We start from the raw sequence: 17505 nt of genomic DNA, 5'->3' as shown, positions 1-17505 counted from the left end.
TCGCTGATGACGATCGCATTAATGCTCCTCAACAGCCGGACTTCGCCCGCTAATGTGGCCACCATGACCAAACGCGATATTTTTTCCGAGCTGATCGAAGGCTTCGACGACTTGGCCGCAGCACGTGAAGGCAAGCGCACCCTGCGTACCCACAAGGTCGAATACACTCCAATCGAACCCGCTACAGGCGCGGAAATCGTCGCACTGCGCGAAAAGCTGCAGATGTCCCAAGGGGTATTTGCCCAGACCATTCACGCCAAGCCAGCAACCCTCAAGAACTGGGAACAGAACCGCTCAAAGCCCAATGACCAGGCAACCGTTTTGATCCGTATATTGAGCAAGCATCCAGAACTCATACGCGAACTTGCGTAGATCACCAGAGCACCGTTGCTCCACGTAATAGCAGTGAGTCGGCAGAACCACTCGCCGGGTATGGTGAAATGATGAATCGGGGGCCACTGACAATTTGGTCGATCCGAGCAACGTAGCCGGCGCCATGCGATGGCTTCACAGGCCATAAAGTCCCCATACGTCTCTCCCCGCTAAATGGCTCAACATCCATCGCAGTCAGAGCGATATGCGAGTTGGTGTAATTCAACGCTGTGTTGTTTGAATCGACACGAAATCGATAGCCGCTGAATGAACAATGCTCTTCGGTTCTTACCTATCGCGAGCGGCAACAGTAAGTAGAAAGCGGTACTGCCCAATCCGACCGGCATCCTTGCCTGATGCTCGCCGATCGGTGGGCATAGGTGTCCAGTATAAGCGATCGGGGGGGCGACGCCGTGCGTTGAAGCAGGCCCCAGTTGGCTCTCACTGGTTCAGTAGCTGCTGCCCACCCGGCAACGGCCAGCTAACGCTACATACCCTTCTTCCGAAAAGACAGTTTTATAGCTGGACAGTGAGTTGCCATAGATCTTGTAGACGCCATGGTCGACCTTCCCCAGATCACCTCTTAAATCGCGCACGGGTCAAGGTCCCCCCTCCAGGCTAGCAATGCAGCCAAAAGAAAGAAGCTTCCACAGGCCGACTCGACCTTCTGTTCAACATCCGACTCGGTTCGATAGCAGTGACCAACAAAGCGACCATCCTCAAAGTCTGCGCTACGAACTAAAGCCGCAAGCAGTTGGCCTGCCTGTTGGCGCGCTACTTCACCGCCTGTCCCCGTGGCCAATCCTTGCAAAGCCAATGCGACCATCGCCGCCGAACAAGGATCACTCGGCCCCTGAGGCTCACAGAGGCGATTGGCCGGCGTCGACAAGCCGCGACTCCTCAGCCAGTAGCGGCTGGCGACCAGCGCATTGACATTGAACGGCTCACCATACAAGCGCGCGCCCGTTCCAAGCCCGAGCAGGGTCCAGGCCTGTCCCCGGGACCAGTTGCCAGGTTTATCGCCGACCTGCCATTGCCCCTGCTGAAAATGCGCATGGCTGCTCCAGGCACCGTCCGCACTGCCACAGGCGTGCAAGGACGTTTGCAACTGCTGGAGGCCTAAGCCCAGCAGGCGAGGGTTGGCATCCAGGGCAAACAGTCCCAGAGTCGCCGCCAGCGGGTCAACGCTCAGGCTGCGGTCGCCCAGATCGCCGCCGCCCAGGTCGCGGCCCAAGGGAATACACCCCATTAGCGGATCAAAAGCGCACGCCAGGTGATCCGCGGCTTGGGCAGCCAACTCTGCGGCCAGGGGATTGCCCAGCAGGCGCTTGCCCAGGCCAGCGCCGTACCAGAAGATCAGACTGCGATGGTGGGTGGCGCTACCAAGCTTGTCGCGTAGCCGCTCGGCAATCCGCAGTGCCTGTTGCTGGTCCTCGCGACGCCCGCTGTGCAAGGCCCGCAACCACCACAGACCGGCCCAGAAGCCGCCCAGCCAGGAGCCGCCTGCAGAAACCTTCCATGCCTGGTTAGCACCCAGACAATACAGCGGAAAGCCCTGGCCACTGGCAGATTTAATCTGATCCAGACGCCGGAGAATGGCCAGGATCGCCTGTCTCGCTTCAGCGCTATCGAAGGGACGCTCAAGCACCTCGATAGCGCTCATTTTACTACCCGCAAGGACGACTCAAGCGCGCCGCCACTTGCGCTTGCGTGACGTTGCCGCAGCCAGCACAGCATAAGACTCAGCAGGCACCCCACCAGCAATACGCCGATCAGCGCCAGCCAGCCCTCGGCAAGGCTCTTGAGCCCGCTTTGCACTAGCCCGAACAGAGGCGGCCCAACGGCAAACCCGCCAAAAAAAACCACCGATAGCAGACCGGCGGCCGGTGCCGGAAGGCCAAAACCCGGGTCTCGCAGCACCATGCTCATGGCAATGGCATTGGTCGCCACCGCGCTCAGGCCCATGCCCAGGGCACCAGCCCATAACGGCCAGTGTTTGTCCGGTGTTGCCAGGGAGGTCAGCCACAAGGCCAGGCTCGACAACAGCAATAACACCAGGAGCAACCAGGACTCCTCGGCCACGCGCGCGCCCAAAGGCGTGAGGAAGATCCGCGCGGCAACGCCCATGCCCCCAAAGCCGGCGATCAGGCCACCGATCGTGGTCGCCTGCATGCCCTGCCCTGCAGAGAACACCCCGAGAAAGGTCACGAACGAAGAAAGCACGATGCCTACGCACAGTTGCACGCTCATCAATAGCACCAGGCGTCCGTTGGGGCGGACAATGGCAAAGCTCAGGGGTTTGCCCTGATGCATCCGGGGTGCCACCCTCGGCCCGAACACCGCCAGTAGCAGGGCCGGCAGCAGCAGGCTCGCCAGGGCTCCACGCCAGCCGAAGTTCAGTGCCAAGGTCGGCAGCAGCAAGCCAGCGAACAGCGCCGAGACCTGCACACCAGATTGTTTCAAGCCGACCGCCGCCGCCCTATGCCGAACCTCCACGCGCTCGGCGATCAGCAGGTTAGTCACCGGGTTGGCCAAGGCTTGGGCAATGCCGCAGGCCGTCAGGGCAAGCACCGCGCCGAAGAATCCCGGCAGGCTGGCGAGTAGGCCATAGGCACCCGCCGTGCTCCAGAACATCAACGCCAGAGCTCGTCGAGTACCCAACCAATTGACCAGAGGCCCGGACCACAACGACAGCAACGCGGCGAAGCCAAAGGTGCTCGTGATCAGCCAGCCAAGCCAGTGCATCGGCACGCCGAGATCAGCCACCATCAATGGGCCAAGGCTACCAATGGCATAGAAGATCAGCATCGGCAAGGCCATGGCTGCGGTCAGCACCAAGCGCAACCACCCGTCATGCGCGCTCATCGGCCCGCTCCCGTGACGCGCGATGGTTGATCGAAATCCAGTCCGGTGTCGCTGCAACTGTCCAGCAACTGTCGGCCCACCGCACTGATCAGGGCGTCGTCGGTGCCGTCGAGAATATGGGTGGTGCGCGCGGTGCGGTAAATCCCCGACAACGGTGACAAATCGCTCAGACCTTCGGCCCCCATGATCTGGATCGCCGAATCCGCTGCCTCGCTCAAGGCCTGGGACGCGGCGACCTTGGCAATGTTGACCTCGATACTATTGGCCACTCCCGCATCGTGTTTGCCGGCGGCATCCTGCAAAAGCGCGCGCGCGCTGGCGATGGCCTGGTAGACCCGGAATACCCGCTGGCGCACCAGCTGTTTATCCGCCAGCCGCGCCTGCTGGCCACGGGTCGAATGGATGCGCGCGCTCATCAGATCGAAGCAGCGCTGGGCCAGACCTAGCCAGTGCACTGAACGCAGTATCCGTCCTAGCCCCAGGCGTTCCTGCATCAGCGCGAGGCCTCGTCCCGGCTGGCCCAACACGTGGCTGGGCGGAACCCGTACCTGCTCGAAGGACAGCTCGCCCTGACCGCCAAAACGCCCGAGGATCGACAACGCCCGCTCAACCCGGAACCCTGGCGCATTGCTGGGCACCAGCAGCATCGAAAGAGCACTTTCAAGCGGGCCGGAACTGGTGCGAGCAATCACCGTGACCAGTGCCGCGCGTTCGGCGCGACAGATAAACCACTTGCGCCCGCTCAGCAGCCACTGTCCATCGACCAACTCGGCGTGACTGTTCAGCGTCGCCGGAATCGAGCCAATACTGTCGGGCTCGGACATACCATAACTGGAAACCAGCGCTCCCGCTGCCAAAGGCTCGAGAAAGCGCTGACGAATGTCCTCGCTGGCATGCCGACTGAGCATATGCAGATCCAGGGTAGCATCGTCACCGAAGATCGCTGGGGCATGTTCCGAGCGCCCCTCCTGTTCGGCCACCGTCAGATAGTCGCGCAGGCTGGCGATGCGCCCGCCGAGGGCCTGGGGGTAATAGCTGCCCCAGAGCCCGACGGCACGCGCCTCGGCACTGAGTTCGGCGATACGCTTGGCGGCCTGCCAGGGCTCCGCCGCCAGCTCGGCCTCCAGGGGAATGATGCGCTCGTCGACAAAACGCCGAACCTGCCGGGCCAGTTCGGCGCTGCCCTCGGTGGCAGACCATGGCTGTGGGCTCAACATGCGACACCTGCCCCGCTTTCGAGAAACGCCACTTCGGCGGCCAGGGCTTTCTTGTCGATCTTGCCCGCCGGAGTCAACGGCAACTGCCGGTAGAAGCGCAGGTACTCCGGCAGCTTGTTGACCTCCAGCCCCTGTTGGCGCAGGTAGTCGGTGAGCTCACTGAGGGAGAAACGTGGCGCGCCGTCACGCAGAGTCACGCAAATGCACACCCGCTGCCCGAGATCCGGGTCCGGCACCGCCACGCAGGCGACGCTCACCACATCCGGGTGACCGGTGGCCAGGGTCTCGATCTGCACCGGGCTGATATTGGCACCGCCACGAATGATGATGTCCTTCTTGCGCCCGGCCAGAATCAGGTAGCCGTCGGCGTCGATATACCCCAGATCGCCGGTGTTAACCCAGCCTTCAGCATCGCGGTACTGGGCATCGAGCTCCGGAGCGTTGACGTATTGCATGGGGCTCAAAGGGCCGCGCGCCTTGATTTCGCCGACGCTGCCCTGGGGCAGTTCCCTACCTTGCTCATCGAATATCTTGATTGCGCAGACCGTCGGATTTGGCCGGCCGACGCTGTAGAACACTACGTCCAGGGCATCGTCCAGGGTGTTGTGACAGTTCACCCCATCTGCCGAACCGTAGAGGCTGATAAAGCCGCAACCGAAGGCCTCGACACAACGGCGCACCGTCACTTCATCGATCAGCGAACCGCCGCAGATCAGTCCCCGCAGGCTGGATCTGTCGACTTTGGCCAGGCGGGCATCGGCGGCGATGCGCTGGAGCATGGTCGGTACCCCGAGAATGTGGCTCGGGCGTAATTGCCCGATGGCCTCGATCGCCGCGCCGACGTCAAACTGCGGCAGTACTGCTATTGAACCGCCGAGCCAGGATAGGCTGCCAAAGGTCGCGGTGGAGCCAAAGGACGAACCCAGAGGTACCAGGTAGAGGCCACGGAAGGTGTCACCCTCGGGGTGAATGCGCTGCAGGAAACGCCCGCGTCCGCCCACCAGGGCGTTGTGGGAATAAGCCACCAGCTTGGGCTCGGACTCGGTGCCGGAAGACACCAGCAAACGCACCGGGGAGTTGGAGCAAACCTTGGGTAATTGCGCCTCGCTCAAGGGCGCAGCCTGAAGCATGTCCTCAAGGCTCAGCCAACCGTCCCGGGCACTGCCTTCTACAATCAACACCCGCATCGACAACAGGGTCGGGCGCAGGGCTTCTATGACCTGGCACAGATCGATGCCGGCGTATTCCGCCGGCACTATCACCGCCCGGGCATCGCAACGGCGCACCAGGGCCTGGATGTCCAGGCTGCCACGCCCCGGTGGAAAGGGTGCTACCACCGCGCCCAGGGCAGCAGCGGCCAGATCGATGGCGCAGCTGCGCCAACTGTTGGTCAGTTGGTACGCCACCACGTCGCCGGCGACAATGCCGGCAGCGCGCAGGCTGGCGGCCATGCGCAGCGCGGCGTCATGCAGTGCGCCATAGCTGAGGGTGCCTTCGGGTGAGAGCACCGCCGGTTTCTCCGGAGCACGCTGGGCATGCTCGCGGAACAGTTGATAGACCGAGCGGTTGGGGTAGGTGCCGTCGCGCTCCCAAACACTGCGAACATCGGCGGGGACCAGATCGATAATGCCTGCGTTATTCATCGAAAACTCCAGTGAGCGTTGACCGAGGTATAGGCATTCACGCTTAAACACGTCTTCAATCGCCCGTCTTGTGCCAGCTGCGACAGGTCTTCTACGGCCACCGTGGCCGGTATCACGGCATCGCCCAGAAGCTGCTGCCAGGTAGCCGCGGGCTTTGACGCCAGTGCACTGCAGATCAACTCATCACGCCCTTCAGGGTCGCCGTGCAGATCACAGGCAAGGATTACTTCCAGCTGCTGAAGCTGGGCCGGGGTCTGGCAGTCGATGGCCAGTAACCCGGAGCGGGTTGGATAAACACCCTTGAACAGACTGCTGTCGGCGCTGTCCGCCCCTTGCAGTTGCCGCACGCACAGCAGGTTGGCGGCACCCAGCAACGAGCTGTCGACACGCACGCCCTGGCCGCTGAGGGCACGGTGCAACAAGGCGGCACTGACCCCCTGGGCGGCGACCACACCGCCCAGCACATCGAGCACGGTGAACAGCGAACCGCCCGGGGTAGCCGATGCCTGCCCGATCTGCTCACCAACCCCGGACCAGGCTTGCACCACGAAATCGGTACCCGGCAAGGTCTCCCCCGAGCGGTCATGACCCCAACCACCGGCATAGGCGTACACCAGCGAGGGGTTGACCCGGGCCAGGTCGACGCGATCCAGACCCAGTTCGGCGGCCTTGCCCGGAGCCCAGTTGTGCAGGAACACATCGGCATCACGCGCGCGCTCATAGAGCTCTTCACGGCCGGCGGCGGACTTGATATCCAGTTCGCGCACCTGCTTGTGCCGGTTGAGGGCATCAAAGCGCACCGACACCCCATCGACGCATGGCGGCATGCCGCGCAGCGGGTCGCCACCGGGCAATTCGATGCGAATCACCTCGGCTCCCAGCAGCGCCAACAGATGGCCGGCCAGTGGGCCCTGGATCCGGCGGCAAGATTCGATCACCCTCAAACCGCTCAAGGGCAGTGCCGAACAACTCAACATGGGCAGCGTCTTAGTGCCCCCAATACTTGTGTCAAAGCACCAGGGCCCTTGCTCCAACTGACCAGGCAAATCGCTGTCGGCACGACGCTCAGCGAGGCTGCGCAAGGGGCACAACGCCATTCCGCTCAAGGCGCACAGCGCCGTGATCCGCGCCATGGACAAGCGTGCCAGGGTCTGGCGAAACACCCCTGGCATAGGCGCAACGGCCTTGGCATAACGCAGCAGGAAGGCCTTCCAACCCTGCCCGGCCTGCTCACCATCGATGCCCACCGACGCCCAGAAACGCCGCCAGGGTTCGGCATCCAGGGTTTCCAGTTCGAAATGCACGCCGTCTGCCGAGACAAAGGGTGGTCGATTCTTCGTACAGGTAGCTCCCGGCAACAGGCGCTCGGCCTCGCCCCCCGCAGTCGCGCCAGCCAGGTACTGAGCGATACCCAGCACCCCGGCCGCGGCCATGGAGGTCTCAACTCTGCTGAAGTCGCCGCCGCGCAACTGTCCCAGTGCTGCGGCAAAGCTCCCTTGCAGAGCCAGGCTGGCGCTCAGGGTCGAGACATAGTCCAGCCCCAGGGCCTGGGCCTTGCCGCTGGCCCGGCCATGCACCGACATCAGCCCGCAAGCAGCCTGCACGGTGTGCTCGGTGAGCCCCGCGGAGCTGCCGTCGTGCCAGCCATGAATAACCGCATGCAAGGGTTTGAAGTCGGGATGCCGCAGGCTGAAACTCAGCCCGCCGTCAGTCGGATCATCGCTGCTGACCTGTGGATTCAGGCCCAGCGTCGTCGCCTGGTAGCGCAGTGACGCAGCCAGCGCGGAGAACCCAGGAGAAGTAGAAGCAAATGAGCCGCTGAAGCTACAGCCATGTAAAAGACGGGACATAAGACATACGCCAGAGTGGTTGCATACCGCTGCGTGGACGGCCTCGGCTGAGGTCCGCCGCGCAGGCCCGAGCCATCGGTGGCAATCAGCCGCCAGCGACCGCTGGAAGGATGGTGATGGCATCACCGGCCTTGAGCGAGGTGGTCAGATTGTCGGCAAAACGGATGTCGTCATCGTTGACGTAGATATTGACGAACCGATGCACCTGACCATCGCCGACCAAGCGTTCCTTGATGCCGGGATACTCCCGCTCCAGCTGTTCGATAACTTCAATAACTGTACTTCCCTGAACTTCGACGCACTTCTTATCCTGCGTAAAAGAGCGCAGCAAAGTTGGTACAATGACGGAAATCGACATGAAAAACTCCCTGAGCCTATATAAGGCTCCTGTATTAATTAACTGATTGATACGCGCTTAAGGATGGTCTGAAGTAGCCCTGTATTTCCGGTCAACTTCAGCCTCCGCTGATTTTGAAAGCGGAAAACTGATCAAAAACGATCAAGTCATCCGCTCATTTCGGTGTTTCTGGCCGCCGCGAGCACCTCGCAGCGGTCATTTCCCACATTACAGGCGCACCTCTCCTGCATTCGTCAGCAAATGTCGACGGGCCATCCACAGGTTCGACAGGGCGAACAGCGTTACCAGTTGTGCGGTGTTTTTGGCCAGGCCACGGAAACGCGTCTTCACATAACCGAACTGACGCTTGATCACCCGGAACGGGTGCTCGACCTTGGCGCGAACTTGCGCCTTGGCCTTCTCGATCTTGCGCTTGGCTTTGTACAGCGCGCTGCGCTTACTCAACGTGTTGTACGTACTGCGGCGGGCTGCGATCTGCCAGATCACTTCACGGCCTTCATGTTCTGGCCGCTTCTCTACGCCGGTGTAACCCGCGTCGGCACCCACCATGTTTTCTTTGCCGTGTAGCAGCTTGTCGACCTGAGTAACGTCTGCAACATTGGCTGCCGTGCCGACCACGCTATGCACTAAACCCGACTCGTCATCGACGCCGATGTGCGCCTTCATGCCGAAGTAATACTGGTTTCCCTTCTTGGTCTGGTGCATTTCCGGGTCACGCTTACCGTCCTTGTTCTTGGTCGAACTCGGCGCATTGATCAGCGTGGCATCGACGATGGTGCCTTGGCGCAATGACAAACCGCGGTCACCCAAATAGCCATTGATGACGGCCAAGATGCCCGCAGCCAGTTCGTGTTTCTCCAGCAATCGGCGGAAGTTGAGGATGGTGGTTTCGTCGGGAATGCGCTCCAGGCTCAGACCCGCAAACTGGCGCAGGATGGTGGTCTCGTACAGAGCCTCCTCCATCGCCGGGTCGCTGTAGCCGAACCAGCTCTGCATCAAATGAACCCGTAACATCGCCATCAGCGGATAGGCTGGACGTCCGCCTTCACCCTTGGGGTAATGCGGTTCGATCAAGGCAATCAAACCCTTCCACGGCACAACCTGATCCATCTCGATCAGGAACAGCTCTTTGCGGGTTTGCTTGCGCTTGCCGGCGTACTCGGCGTCGGCGAAGGTCATCTGCTTCATCGGAAAACTCGGCGGGTGGAGTTCAGGTATTTTGCCAAATTCAGGAAGTCTTCTTCAGGGTTTCCTTAACGCTTACTGATATCAAGAACTAACGAACTACATAGATACTTTCTTCGGCGACTTTCTGCTTAACAATGCGAAAACTGCGCACCGTGACATCAATATTCGGCAGGGTCGAAACAATCACGTAGTGCACCGAAGCATCACCGGCATACTGCACATCGTCCGCGCTGGGATAAGCCGCACTGGCGGTATGGGAGTGATAAATCACCCGGCATTCTTCGCCCCGCTCGTCCAGCTCACGCCAGACCGCCAATTGCTGCTTCGGCGCAAAACTGAAGAAACTCTTCGAGCGCGCTGCGTTGTCCATCGCGATCAGCCGTTCGGCGACCCTACCCCCGGTGGGCCCGGCGATGATGCCGCAGGTTTCCAGCGGATGATCCCGCCGCGCTTGCTCCAGCATGGCCTCCAGCAGGCCGGCACGAATTCTCAACATCCTCGTCCGGCGCCTCTCAGTAGCTCGGCAACGTCGGCTCGACATCGCGTACCCAGGCCAGCACGCCACCGTCGAGGTTACGCACATTCCTGAAGCCGCGTTGCTGCAACTCCAGCAGAACGGCCTTGGAACGCACCCCTGACTTGCAATGCACTACAAGGTTGGCGTTCTTGCCGAAACGGGCCTCGATCATCTCAGCGGTCTTCGCTCCCTTGGGGATATGTTGAGCACCCTGGATCCGCACGATGTCCCACTCGGTACGCTCGCGCACATCGATGAGCAGCACATCCTGACCTCGCTCGCGCAGGGCTTGCAGCTCCAAGGCACTGATGGAGGGAATGTCCGATGGCTGCACGCCCTTCGGGGCGATCAGGCCGCAGAACGCCTGATAGTCGCTGAGAGCGGTGATCGGCTGACGTGCCGGGGAACGGCGCAGAGGCATCTGCCGGTAGGACATTTCCAAGGCGTCGTAGACCATCAAGCGACCCAGCAAGCTCTCGCCTATACCGGTGATCAGCTTGATCGCCTCGGTAGCCATAATTGCACCTACGGACGCACAGAGAATCCCAAGCACGCCACCCTCCGAACAGGAAGGCGCCAGCTCCGGCGGAGGCGGCTCTGGATACAGATCGCGGTAATTGAGACCGACGCCACCTGGGGCGTTTTCCCAGAATACCGACGCCTGCCCCTCGAAACGGAAGATCGACCCCCAGACATAAGGCTTGTTGGCCAGTACGCAAGCGTCGTTGACCAAGTAACGGGTAGCGAAGTTATCGGTGCCATCGAGGATCAGATCGTACTGACTGAACAGTTGCACCGCAGTGTCCGGCTCCAGGCGCTGATCGTAGAGATTGACCTGAACATGGGGATTGAGGTCGTTGATCGCACCGGCGGCGCTTTGCACCTTCAACTGACCGACAGTGGCCACCCGGTGAATCACCTGACGCTGCAGGTTGGACTCGTCCACCCGATCGAAATCAATGATGCCCAGGGTGCCGATGCCGGCTGCCGCCAGGTACAACAAGGCTGGCGAACCGAGGCCGCCAGCACCGATGACCAGCACCTTGCTGGTCTTCAGGCGACGTTGGCCTTCAAGGCCGACATCGGGAATCAACAAGTGTCGACTGTAGCGGGTTATCTCTTCGTTACTTAGTGTGGCGATAGGTTCTACAAGAGCAGGAAGTTTCATGACGAATACCTGTTACTGGATGCAATTGATTCTCAGGCGATACCTTGAGTTAATCAATTCGGGCAGCCTGGATTTTCATATTCAGAAGGCGCGTTTATGTATGCATTTAAATAATCATCGGTAGCTATCTGCCAATAGATGCAAGCCCGCTTTCGAGGACTTACATAGACTGCCAATAGGCTCATGCAAGAAAGGTCGACATGTCCTTGCACACCGAACTGAATGCCTCGACAAAATGTTGCGCCTCGGCGTCAGTGAGCAGCAACGGTGGCTGGATGCGCATCACCCGGTTGTTGTTGGCAGTGACGAACGTCAGCACCCCATGCTCTCGCGACAGCTTGCTGACGAAACGCAGGACGAACATCTCCTCGAAGTTTTTCTCAACCTCACTGATGGCCTCTTCAATGTGCCGCTTGGCCTTGCCCGAAAGCATGCGATAGGTGCCTGCGGCGTTGCCGGGAATGCGACTGGCGAACTCGCGCACGAAAGCCTCGACTCCACCGTCGAAGCTGTAAGCGAACTCGATGGCAAGCATCAGCCCGCCCCCCCGCACCTCGCGGATAAACGGGTAAGCGCTGACCGCCTCATGCAAGGCCTCCCTGAGTTGCCCACCGACTCGGGCGGCGTTGCCCGCGAGGTCTTCGTCGACGATCACGTCCAGGGTCGCTAAGGCCGAGGCCGAGGCGAAATTGCCGCCACCGAAGGTCGAGGTATGCAGGGCGAAGGTGTCGATGCTTCCATAGGCGCGGTCCCATAGCGCTGCACTGGACAAGGTCGCACCGATCGGCACAGCCCCGCCGGAAAGGGATTTGGACAGCACCAAGATGTCCGGAACAACCGCTTCCCATTCACAGGCGAAGAGCTTGCCGGTGCGGCCAAGACCGGTCTGGATCTCATCGATGATCATCAGGCAGTCGTGAGCACTGCACAGTTCGCGAACCTGCTTCAGGTAGCCCGCAGGAGGCAGTATTACGCCGCCCTCGCCCTGAATCGGCTCAAGGATAAAGGCTCCGACGTTGCCCTGACTCAAGGCCGCCTCCAGGGCGGGTAGATCGCCGAAGGGAATCGAATCGCAGCGCGGCAGTAGCGGTCTGAACGGGACGCGATGTTTATCGCGGCCAGTCACCGACAGCGCCCCCAGGGTTTTGCCGTGATAACCGTTGTCGCAGTACAGCACACGCGGACGCTGCATTGCGGCCATGGCCAGTTTCAACGCGGCCTCGACGGCTTCGGTGCCGGAGTTACTGAAAAACACGCGCTCCAGGTTGCCCGGTGCCAACTCGATTAGACGCTGGGCCAGCAAGCTCGTTTGCAGCGGCACAGACACGTATTGGACGAAAGTCGGGTGCTGTTGTTGCAGGTACGCCTGCAAGGCTTGGTTGACCCGCGGGTGGTTGTGCCCGGTGTTCAGGCAGCCATAACCGGCAACGAAATCCAGGTAGCGGCTACCGTCCAGGTCGGTCAGCCAGCAGCCGCTGCCGTGAGTGAATACCCGCTCGATATGGTTGAACTGGTAGAACTCGCGCAAAACTGGGTTGATGTGCTGACCAAAGCAACGCAGGGCTTCGGCCCGCAACGCCAGCGGCTGCTCGATGACAACGGGAGCCAGAATATGTCTATGAAAGCGCCGCAGGGCCTGGAAATCATCCTCACCTAGACGCTCGCCATAGGAGGCCATCGGCGACGGTGAGAAACCGTGCATCTCAGCGATCCGACCGATTTCCAGCACCCGCTCCTCGGGCAGTTCACGGCCAATAGAAAACGCTTCGGCACGCCCTTCCAGAGCCAGCACCAGGGTTTCCGCCAGGCAGCCGTTGAGGAATTTCTTCGGCGCAAGGCCGAGGGTCTCAGTGCCAAAACGCAGGGCTTCGCTGGCGGAAACCAGGCCGCCGTCGATGATTAGGATGTCCTTGCGATCATGCCGAAACGGCAGCACATCCCTGGGGATGGTCTGAAAAAGACTTCCTGATTTTGGCAAAATATCCGCACTCCACCCGCCGAGTTTTCCGATGAAGCAGATGACCTTCGCCGACGCCGAGTATGCCGGCAAGCGCAAGCAGACCCGCAAAGAATTGTTCCTGATCGAGATGGATCGGGTAGTGCCATGGAAAGGGTTGATCGCTTTGATCGAGCCGCATTATCCAAAGGGTGAAGGCGGCCGACCGTCCTATCCGCTGATGGCGATGCTGCGAGTGCATCTGATGCAAAACTGGTTCGGTTACAGCGATCCGGCGATGGAAGAGGCGCTGTACGAGACCACCATCCTACGCCAGTTTGCCGGGCTGACTCTGGAGCGCATTCCTGACGAAACCACCATCCTCAACTTCCGCCGCTTGCTGGAAAAACACGAACTGGCTGCCGGCATCCTGGCCGTGATCAATGGCTACCTGGGTGACCGTGGTTTGTCGCTGCGCCAAGGCACCATCGTCGATGCCACGCTGATCAACGCGCCGAGTTCAACCAAGAACAAGAACGGTAAGCGTGACCCTGAGATGCACTCAACCAAGAAAGGCAATCAGTATTACTTCGGCATGAAGGCGCACATCGGGGTGGATGACGAGTCTGGCTTGGTGCACAGCGTGGTGGGTACTGCCGCCAACGTGGCGGATGTCACCCAGGTCGATAAGCTGCTGCACGGCGAGGAAAACATGGTGGGGGCCGATGCCGGATATACCGGTGTCGAGAAGCGCCCCGAGCATGAGGGCCGTCAAGTGATCTGGCAGGTTGCAGCACGGCGTAGCACTTACAAGAAACTCGGTAAGCGCAGCGCGCTGTACAAAGCCAAGCGCAAAATCGAGAAGGCCAAGGCCCAAGTGCGAGCCAAGGTCGAGCATCCGTTTCGGGTGATCAAGCGTCAGTTCGGTTATGTGAAGACGCGCTTCCGTGGCCTGGTCAAAAACACGGCGCAACTGGTGACTTTATTCGCGCTGTCAAATCTGTGGATGGCGCGCCGACATTTACTGACGAATGCAGGAGAGGTGCGCCCGTAATGCTGGAAATGGCTGCCGCGAGGTGCTCGCGGCGGCTAAAAACACAGAAATGAGCCGGTAATCTGATCGTTTTTGATCGATTTATCACTTTCGAAATCAGCAGAGGCTGACGTCAGCCAGAAATGCATGGCTACTTCAGAGGATCCCTAGGTAACGCCGCGTCCACCACCACCGAGCCAGGAGCCAGGCGGTACGGATCGATCACTCCGCCGCTGGAGGTGGCGGCAACGTAGAAGCGCGCCGTCTCGTAGCAACTGTCGATATCAGCGGTTAAGCGCACCTGGCCGTGCATCTCCGCCGGCAGATAGGCCAGGCTTTCGCGCCCCTGCTCGACACTGCCACGATGCACCAAGCGCAGACGGCAACCTTCCCGAGCCAGGAGCTTGGCTATCACCAGCGCAATCGACCCCGGGTAGCCAACCACCGCCACCTCAGTGTCGGCCGGTGCAACTTCCAGATGCGCCATGGCCTCCAGCACGTTTCTGTATGCGGCGTAGGCGGTAAGGGAGTTGCCGGTCGTCACAGCAACGCCGCTGCGCTCCAGCGTCTGCAAACCACGATTGCCGACTATTGCGGTAAAGCCACCCAGGCCAACCAATTGAGCGCCCTGCTCTTTTAGGCTTTGCACGCCTTCGAGCACCCGCCCGGCGATAGTTCGCGGTTGGCTGAGCATCTGTTCTGCGGTCAGCGGCAAGTAATGCAGAATTCCCTCACAGACAGCTCCACGGGCACTGACGATGCGCCCGAAATCAGCGAACGGCACCATGTTGCGGGGCTGCCAGAGCTGTGCCTGATAGCCGCGATCTTGCTCGGCGAGGGTGCGATCCAGCAGATCAATGATCTTCACCTGACGCTGCAAAGCGATGGAGGTCGGGTGGGCGATAAAACCGAATTTCATAGAGGGCTGTCCTAGGTTCTGGCTCATTGACGGTTCCAGGCAGTTTCGGAGACAAGGCTCAGGCCGTCGCCTTCCGAGTTGTGAGCCAGCAACACGTCGAAAATATTCAGTTGTCCGGGGCGGGTCAGGGTGCTACGTAGGTGCGCCTCATCAAAGGTCACCAGGCGTTCGCGATGCAAAGTGATAGCCCCGACCTGCTCCAGGGTGGCTGCCAACTGCGCGGAACTGGTCACTGCAACCTGTTGCGCACCGTTGTGGGCATAGCGCTTATCAAGGTAGGTCTGGATCATCGATAACAGACCGTTGGTAAGGTAGAACAGGGTCACGTTGCGCTTGCCCGCGCCAGGATCATTGGCCAACTCCTGAACAAGACGCGTTTCGATATCCGGTACCAGAGCCCGGGCACCATCGCCGACAAAAGCCAGTACATTGCCGGTACCGGTCATAGCGATATAGGGCAGAGCCATCAGGCCGTCACCCATCAGGGCACGTCCATACCAGCCGGAAAACCCAGGGTCGGTACGCGGTACGTTGCGCAACGCCGAGATGCCACAACGCCCCACGTCATAAACGCCGATATAGCGATAATCCTGCTGTTCGATCAGCTCGCGAACCAGATTACCCAGGCGCCGGAAGAAGTAGTTGGAGGTCATTGGCAAGGTTTCGATGTGATCCGCCGCCACGCTCTCGCTGGTGGCAGACAGTGACGCGAGCTTGGCCCGGCGCAAAGCGAGAACCTGCGGTTCGACCTGCAAGCCGCGCTCGATATGCTCGAGGAACACATCCAACGGCACATCCAGGGCCAGATCGGTAAAAGGCGAAAGATGTCGCGGCTCATGGTTGACCTGCACCACCCGCAACTGACGCTTGAGCTTGCCTTCGGAGAATGGCGTAGCGGCCTGGTCAATCTTGCCCTTGAGGAAGAACACGCAATGGCTTTGAGGCCCATTCAACTCATGGTTTGTGTGTAGGAACTGATAGACCCGGCGACTGAAACCATACAGCGACAAGGGCCCCAGATAATTCGGTACTGACCGCTCCTCGTGGTAAGGACCGACACTGCCGGGCTGGGTAATGCTGTCAGCCAGGGCAATGGCACCTCGCTCGGCTAGGGCGTGCACCCGCCGCCGCTGCTCGACGTTGAGCTTGCCACACTGCCAGAGCAGGTGCAGCGGTTGCTGGTTGATCAACTCCAGAGCCTGGTCCAAGGCCGCTACCTGAATGCTACTCAGGGTCGTGGAGGGGGTCCGGGGGAGCTCGGGCAGGCACACATCCAGAGGCACCTTGGGACGAGACTCCAATACCCCTTGAGAGGCGAGAATAAATACTGGCTCGGCACGCTCTGCCAGCATGGCAAAAGCCTGCTCCAGGCAGCTACCGATCTCCTCGACCTTTCGGATAAACACCTGACGCAGTCCTTTGGCCTCGATCACCCGACGCCCGTCGCTGTCACCGTCATGGGTACCCTGAAAGGCATACCAGACACTTTCCGGGCTATCTGCGCAGATGATCAGACCAGGTGCACCGGTACGTTTGAGGTTGGCCAAGGTGCCGCGAAACTCATCGATCATTCCCGAGGTCACGGCAATCACATAGGCTCGACCAAACAGCTCCAGCCATAGCGCTAACCGCCAGGCTATGTTCATTGCACCCACTGAGGCACCGCACACCGGTTCCGACAAGACTTTGCTGCATCGACTGGATCAGCCCAGCCACCATCGAGCCGGTATAGAAATGAAAATCCCAGCACTCCTGCCAACGACTGCGCATAAAACGCGTCACTTCGCAGGCCAAGCTCACCGGCAATAGCGGACCACTAATGGAGCGCGCTAGCAGCCGGTTGAAATAGGCGTGCTCAAGATGATCGAGAACAATCCGCAACAGGTCCGCGCGGCGTGCAACCCGATCTTGGCTCACGACCCGCAAATGACGATTGCCGCCGGTGGTGTTCATCCATCCCGGCAAGGCTGACAGACTGCAATATAGCAACGCCGAATGGGGTGACAGACGCGGATTAGCTGCTGCAGCAATAAGCTCGTCAAACGGATCACTGCCCCCTGCCTCCAGTTGTTCGCCAAAGTCGAGAATGAACATCTCGCTGGATAGCTGCGAGCCCTGCATGCGCAACTGCGCTTGTGCCTCCTTGAACGAACCGAACGCCATTACCCACAAATCGGGCAGCGCAGCCCTACTAGCAACGCAGCCTTGAAGATAGCGCTGAACCTGAACCATCAACGTTTCCAATACCTCCTCGCTACGCGGTCTCGGCCCCAAGGCCCTGTGCATTTCCTCGCCCCCTAAGATCTCCGATGGCCAATCAGCGGCACTGGGATGTGGCTGCAAACCGGCCTGCAATTGCTCAATGGCAAAGCTCACATCCTCGATCAGCCCCTGATCCCGGGTAACTAGACAGATACCTAAGGAAACTCTGAATAAGAC

General features: G+C 60.3%; 13 protein-coding genes and 2 pseudogenes. 2 read left to right on the top strand and 13 right to left on the bottom strand.

Translation table 11 applies throughout. The features are described 5' to 3' along the window. The first annotated feature begins 63 nt into the window (after positions 1-63). The gene (locus BLW24_RS19110; RefSeq protein ID WP_090385912.1) at positions 64-372 is read left to right on the top strand and encodes a helix-turn-helix domain-containing protein; all 309 of its coding nucleotides are present in this window, start codon (positions 64-66) and stop codon (positions 370-372) included. A 583-nt stretch (positions 373-955) separates the two neighbouring features. On the opposite strand, the gene BLW24_RS19105 is transcribed toward BLW24_RS19110, so the two are convergent. The 10 genes and pseudogenes from BLW24_RS19105 to pigE all read right to left on the bottom strand — a co-directional run. Then, positions 956-2035, bottom strand: a complete 1080-nt coding sequence (locus BLW24_RS19105) for a glucuronyl hydrolase (RefSeq protein ID WP_090385909.1) — start codon at positions 2033-2035, stop codon at positions 956-958. Continuing rightward, complete coding sequence (locus tag BLW24_RS19100) at positions 2032-3237, bottom strand: MFS transporter (protein ID WP_090385907.1); 1206 nt, start codon at positions 3235-3237, stop codon at positions 2032-2034. Before BLW24_RS19100 ends, BLW24_RS19105 begins: the two co-directional genes overlap by 4 nt. After that, positions 3234-4454 (bottom strand): acyl-CoA dehydrogenase family protein, encoded by a 1221-nt coding sequence (locus BLW24_RS19095; protein WP_090385904.1) that lies wholly within the window; start codon positions 4452-4454, stop codon positions 3234-3236. Before BLW24_RS19095 ends, BLW24_RS19100 begins: the two co-directional genes overlap by 4 nt. Next, the gene (locus tag BLW24_RS19090; RefSeq protein WP_090385901.1) at positions 4448-6097 is read right to left on the bottom strand and encodes a class I adenylate-forming enzyme family protein; all 1650 of its coding nucleotides are present in this window, start codon (positions 6095-6097) and stop codon (positions 4448-4450) included. Before BLW24_RS19090 ends, BLW24_RS19095 begins: the two co-directional genes overlap by 7 nt. After that, complete coding sequence (locus BLW24_RS19085) at positions 6094-7947, bottom strand: CoA transferase (RefSeq protein WP_090385898.1); 1854 nt, start codon at positions 7945-7947, stop codon at positions 6094-6096. Before BLW24_RS19085 ends, BLW24_RS19090 begins: the two co-directional genes overlap by 4 nt. Positions 7948-8032: 85 nt before the next feature. Beyond that, on the bottom strand, positions 8033-8305 hold the full coding sequence (locus BLW24_RS19080) for a MoaD family protein (protein WP_090385895.1): 273 nt from the start codon (positions 8303-8305) through the stop codon (positions 8033-8035). A 207-nt stretch (positions 8306-8512) separates the two neighbouring features. Continuing rightward, positions 8513-9493 (bottom strand): IS5 family transposase, encoded by a 981-nt coding sequence (locus BLW24_RS19075; RefSeq protein WP_090385891.1) that lies wholly within the window; start codon positions 9491-9493, stop codon positions 8513-8515. Positions 9494-9581: 88 nt separating this feature from the next. Beyond that, positions 9582-9989 (bottom strand): M67 family metallopeptidase, encoded by a 408-nt coding sequence (locus tag BLW24_RS19070; protein ID WP_090385887.1) that lies wholly within the window; start codon positions 9987-9989, stop codon positions 9582-9584. 16 nt (positions 9990-10005) lie between these two features. Continuing rightward, positions 10006-11178, bottom strand: coding sequence for a molybdopterin-synthase adenylyltransferase MoeB (gene moeB, locus BLW24_RS19065; RefSeq protein WP_090385883.1), 1173 nt, complete (start codon positions 11176-11178; stop codon positions 10006-10008). Positions 11179-11359: 181 nt separating this feature from the next. Then, a pseudogene (gene pigE / locus BLW24_RS19060) lies at positions 11360-13126 on the bottom strand (prodigiosin MAP biosynthesis aminotransferase PigE); the annotation flags it as partial. 61 nt (positions 13127-13187) lie between these two features. On the opposite strand from pigE, the gene BLW24_RS19055 reads away from it, so the two are divergent. Continuing rightward, the gene (locus BLW24_RS19055) at positions 13188-14168 is read left to right on the top strand and encodes an IS5 family transposase (protein ID WP_090375326.1); all 981 of its coding nucleotides are present in this window, start codon (positions 13188-13190) and stop codon (positions 14166-14168) included. Positions 14169-14304: 136 nt separating this feature from the next. Here BLW24_RS19055 and BLW24_RS19050 read toward each other — a convergent pair. From BLW24_RS19050 to BLW24_RS26645, 3 genes and pseudogenes are all read right to left on the bottom strand, one after another. Further along, positions 14305-15066: pseudogene (locus BLW24_RS19050) on the bottom strand (aminotransferase class III-fold pyridoxal phosphate-dependent enzyme); the annotation flags it as partial. Positions 15067-15089: 23 nt separating this feature from the next. Beyond that, entirely contained in the window at positions 15090-16658 is a 1569-nt protein-coding gene (locus BLW24_RS19045) for a hypothetical protein (protein WP_244161209.1), read from the bottom strand. Beyond that, complete coding sequence (locus BLW24_RS26645) at positions 16627-17442, bottom strand: hypothetical protein (protein WP_244161208.1); 816 nt, start codon at positions 17440-17442, stop codon at positions 16627-16629. The genes BLW24_RS19045 and BLW24_RS26645 overlap by 32 nt, the downstream gene beginning before the upstream one ends. Between the last annotated feature and the right edge of the window lie 63 nt (positions 17443-17505).

Origin of the sequence: Pseudomonas anguilliseptica, from assembly GCF_900105355.1 — a bacterium.
Lineage (GTDB): Bacteria > Pseudomonadota > Gammaproteobacteria > Pseudomonadales > Pseudomonadaceae > Aquipseudomonas > Aquipseudomonas anguilliseptica.
Note: the sequence above shows the minus strand (reverse complement) of the source record. Positions and strands in the feature narration are given on the sequence as shown.

What these genes read in the sequence shown, in the direction of transcription:
- BLW24_RS19110 (WP_090385912.1), top strand. Translation starts at nt 64, where the DNA reads ATGACCAAACGCGATATTTTTTCCGAGCTGATCGAAGGCTTCGACGAC.
- moeB (WP_090385883.1), bottom strand. Translation starts at nt 11,178, where the DNA reads ATGAAACTTCCTGCTCTTGTAGAACCTATCGCCACACTAAGTAACGAA.
- BLW24_RS19070 (WP_090385887.1), bottom strand. Translation starts at nt 9,989, where the DNA reads ATGTTGAGAATTCGTGCCGGCCTGCTGGAGGCCATGCTGGAGCAAGCG.
- BLW24_RS19055 (WP_090375326.1), top strand. Translation starts at nt 13,188, where the DNA reads ATGAAGCAGATGACCTTCGCCGACGCCGAGTATGCCGGCAAGCGCAAG.
- BLW24_RS19080 (WP_090385895.1), bottom strand. Translation starts at nt 8,305, where the DNA reads ATGTCGATTTCCGTCATTGTACCAACTTTGCTGCGCTCTTTTACGCAG.
- BLW24_RS19095 (WP_090385904.1), bottom strand. Translation starts at nt 4,454, where the DNA reads ATGTTGAGCCCACAGCCATGGTCTGCCACCGAGGGCAGCGCCGAACTG.
- BLW24_RS19085 (WP_090385898.1), bottom strand. Translation starts at nt 7,947, where the DNA reads ATGTCCCGTCTTTTACATGGCTGTAGCTTCAGCGGCTCATTTGCTTCT.
- BLW24_RS19075 (WP_090385891.1), bottom strand. Translation starts at nt 9,493, where the DNA reads ATGAAGCAGATGACCTTCGCCGACGCCGAGTACGCCGGCAAGCGCAAG.
- BLW24_RS19105 (WP_090385909.1), bottom strand. Translation starts at nt 2,035, where the DNA reads ATGAGCGCTATCGAGGTGCTTGAGCGTCCCTTCGATAGCGCTGAAGCG.
- BLW24_RS19090 (WP_090385901.1), bottom strand. Translation starts at nt 6,097, where the DNA reads ATGAATAACGCAGGCATTATCGATCTGGTCCCCGCCGATGTTCGCAGT.
- BLW24_RS19100 (WP_090385907.1), bottom strand. Translation starts at nt 3,237, where the DNA reads ATGAGCGCGCATGACGGGTGGTTGCGCTTGGTGCTGACCGCAGCCATG.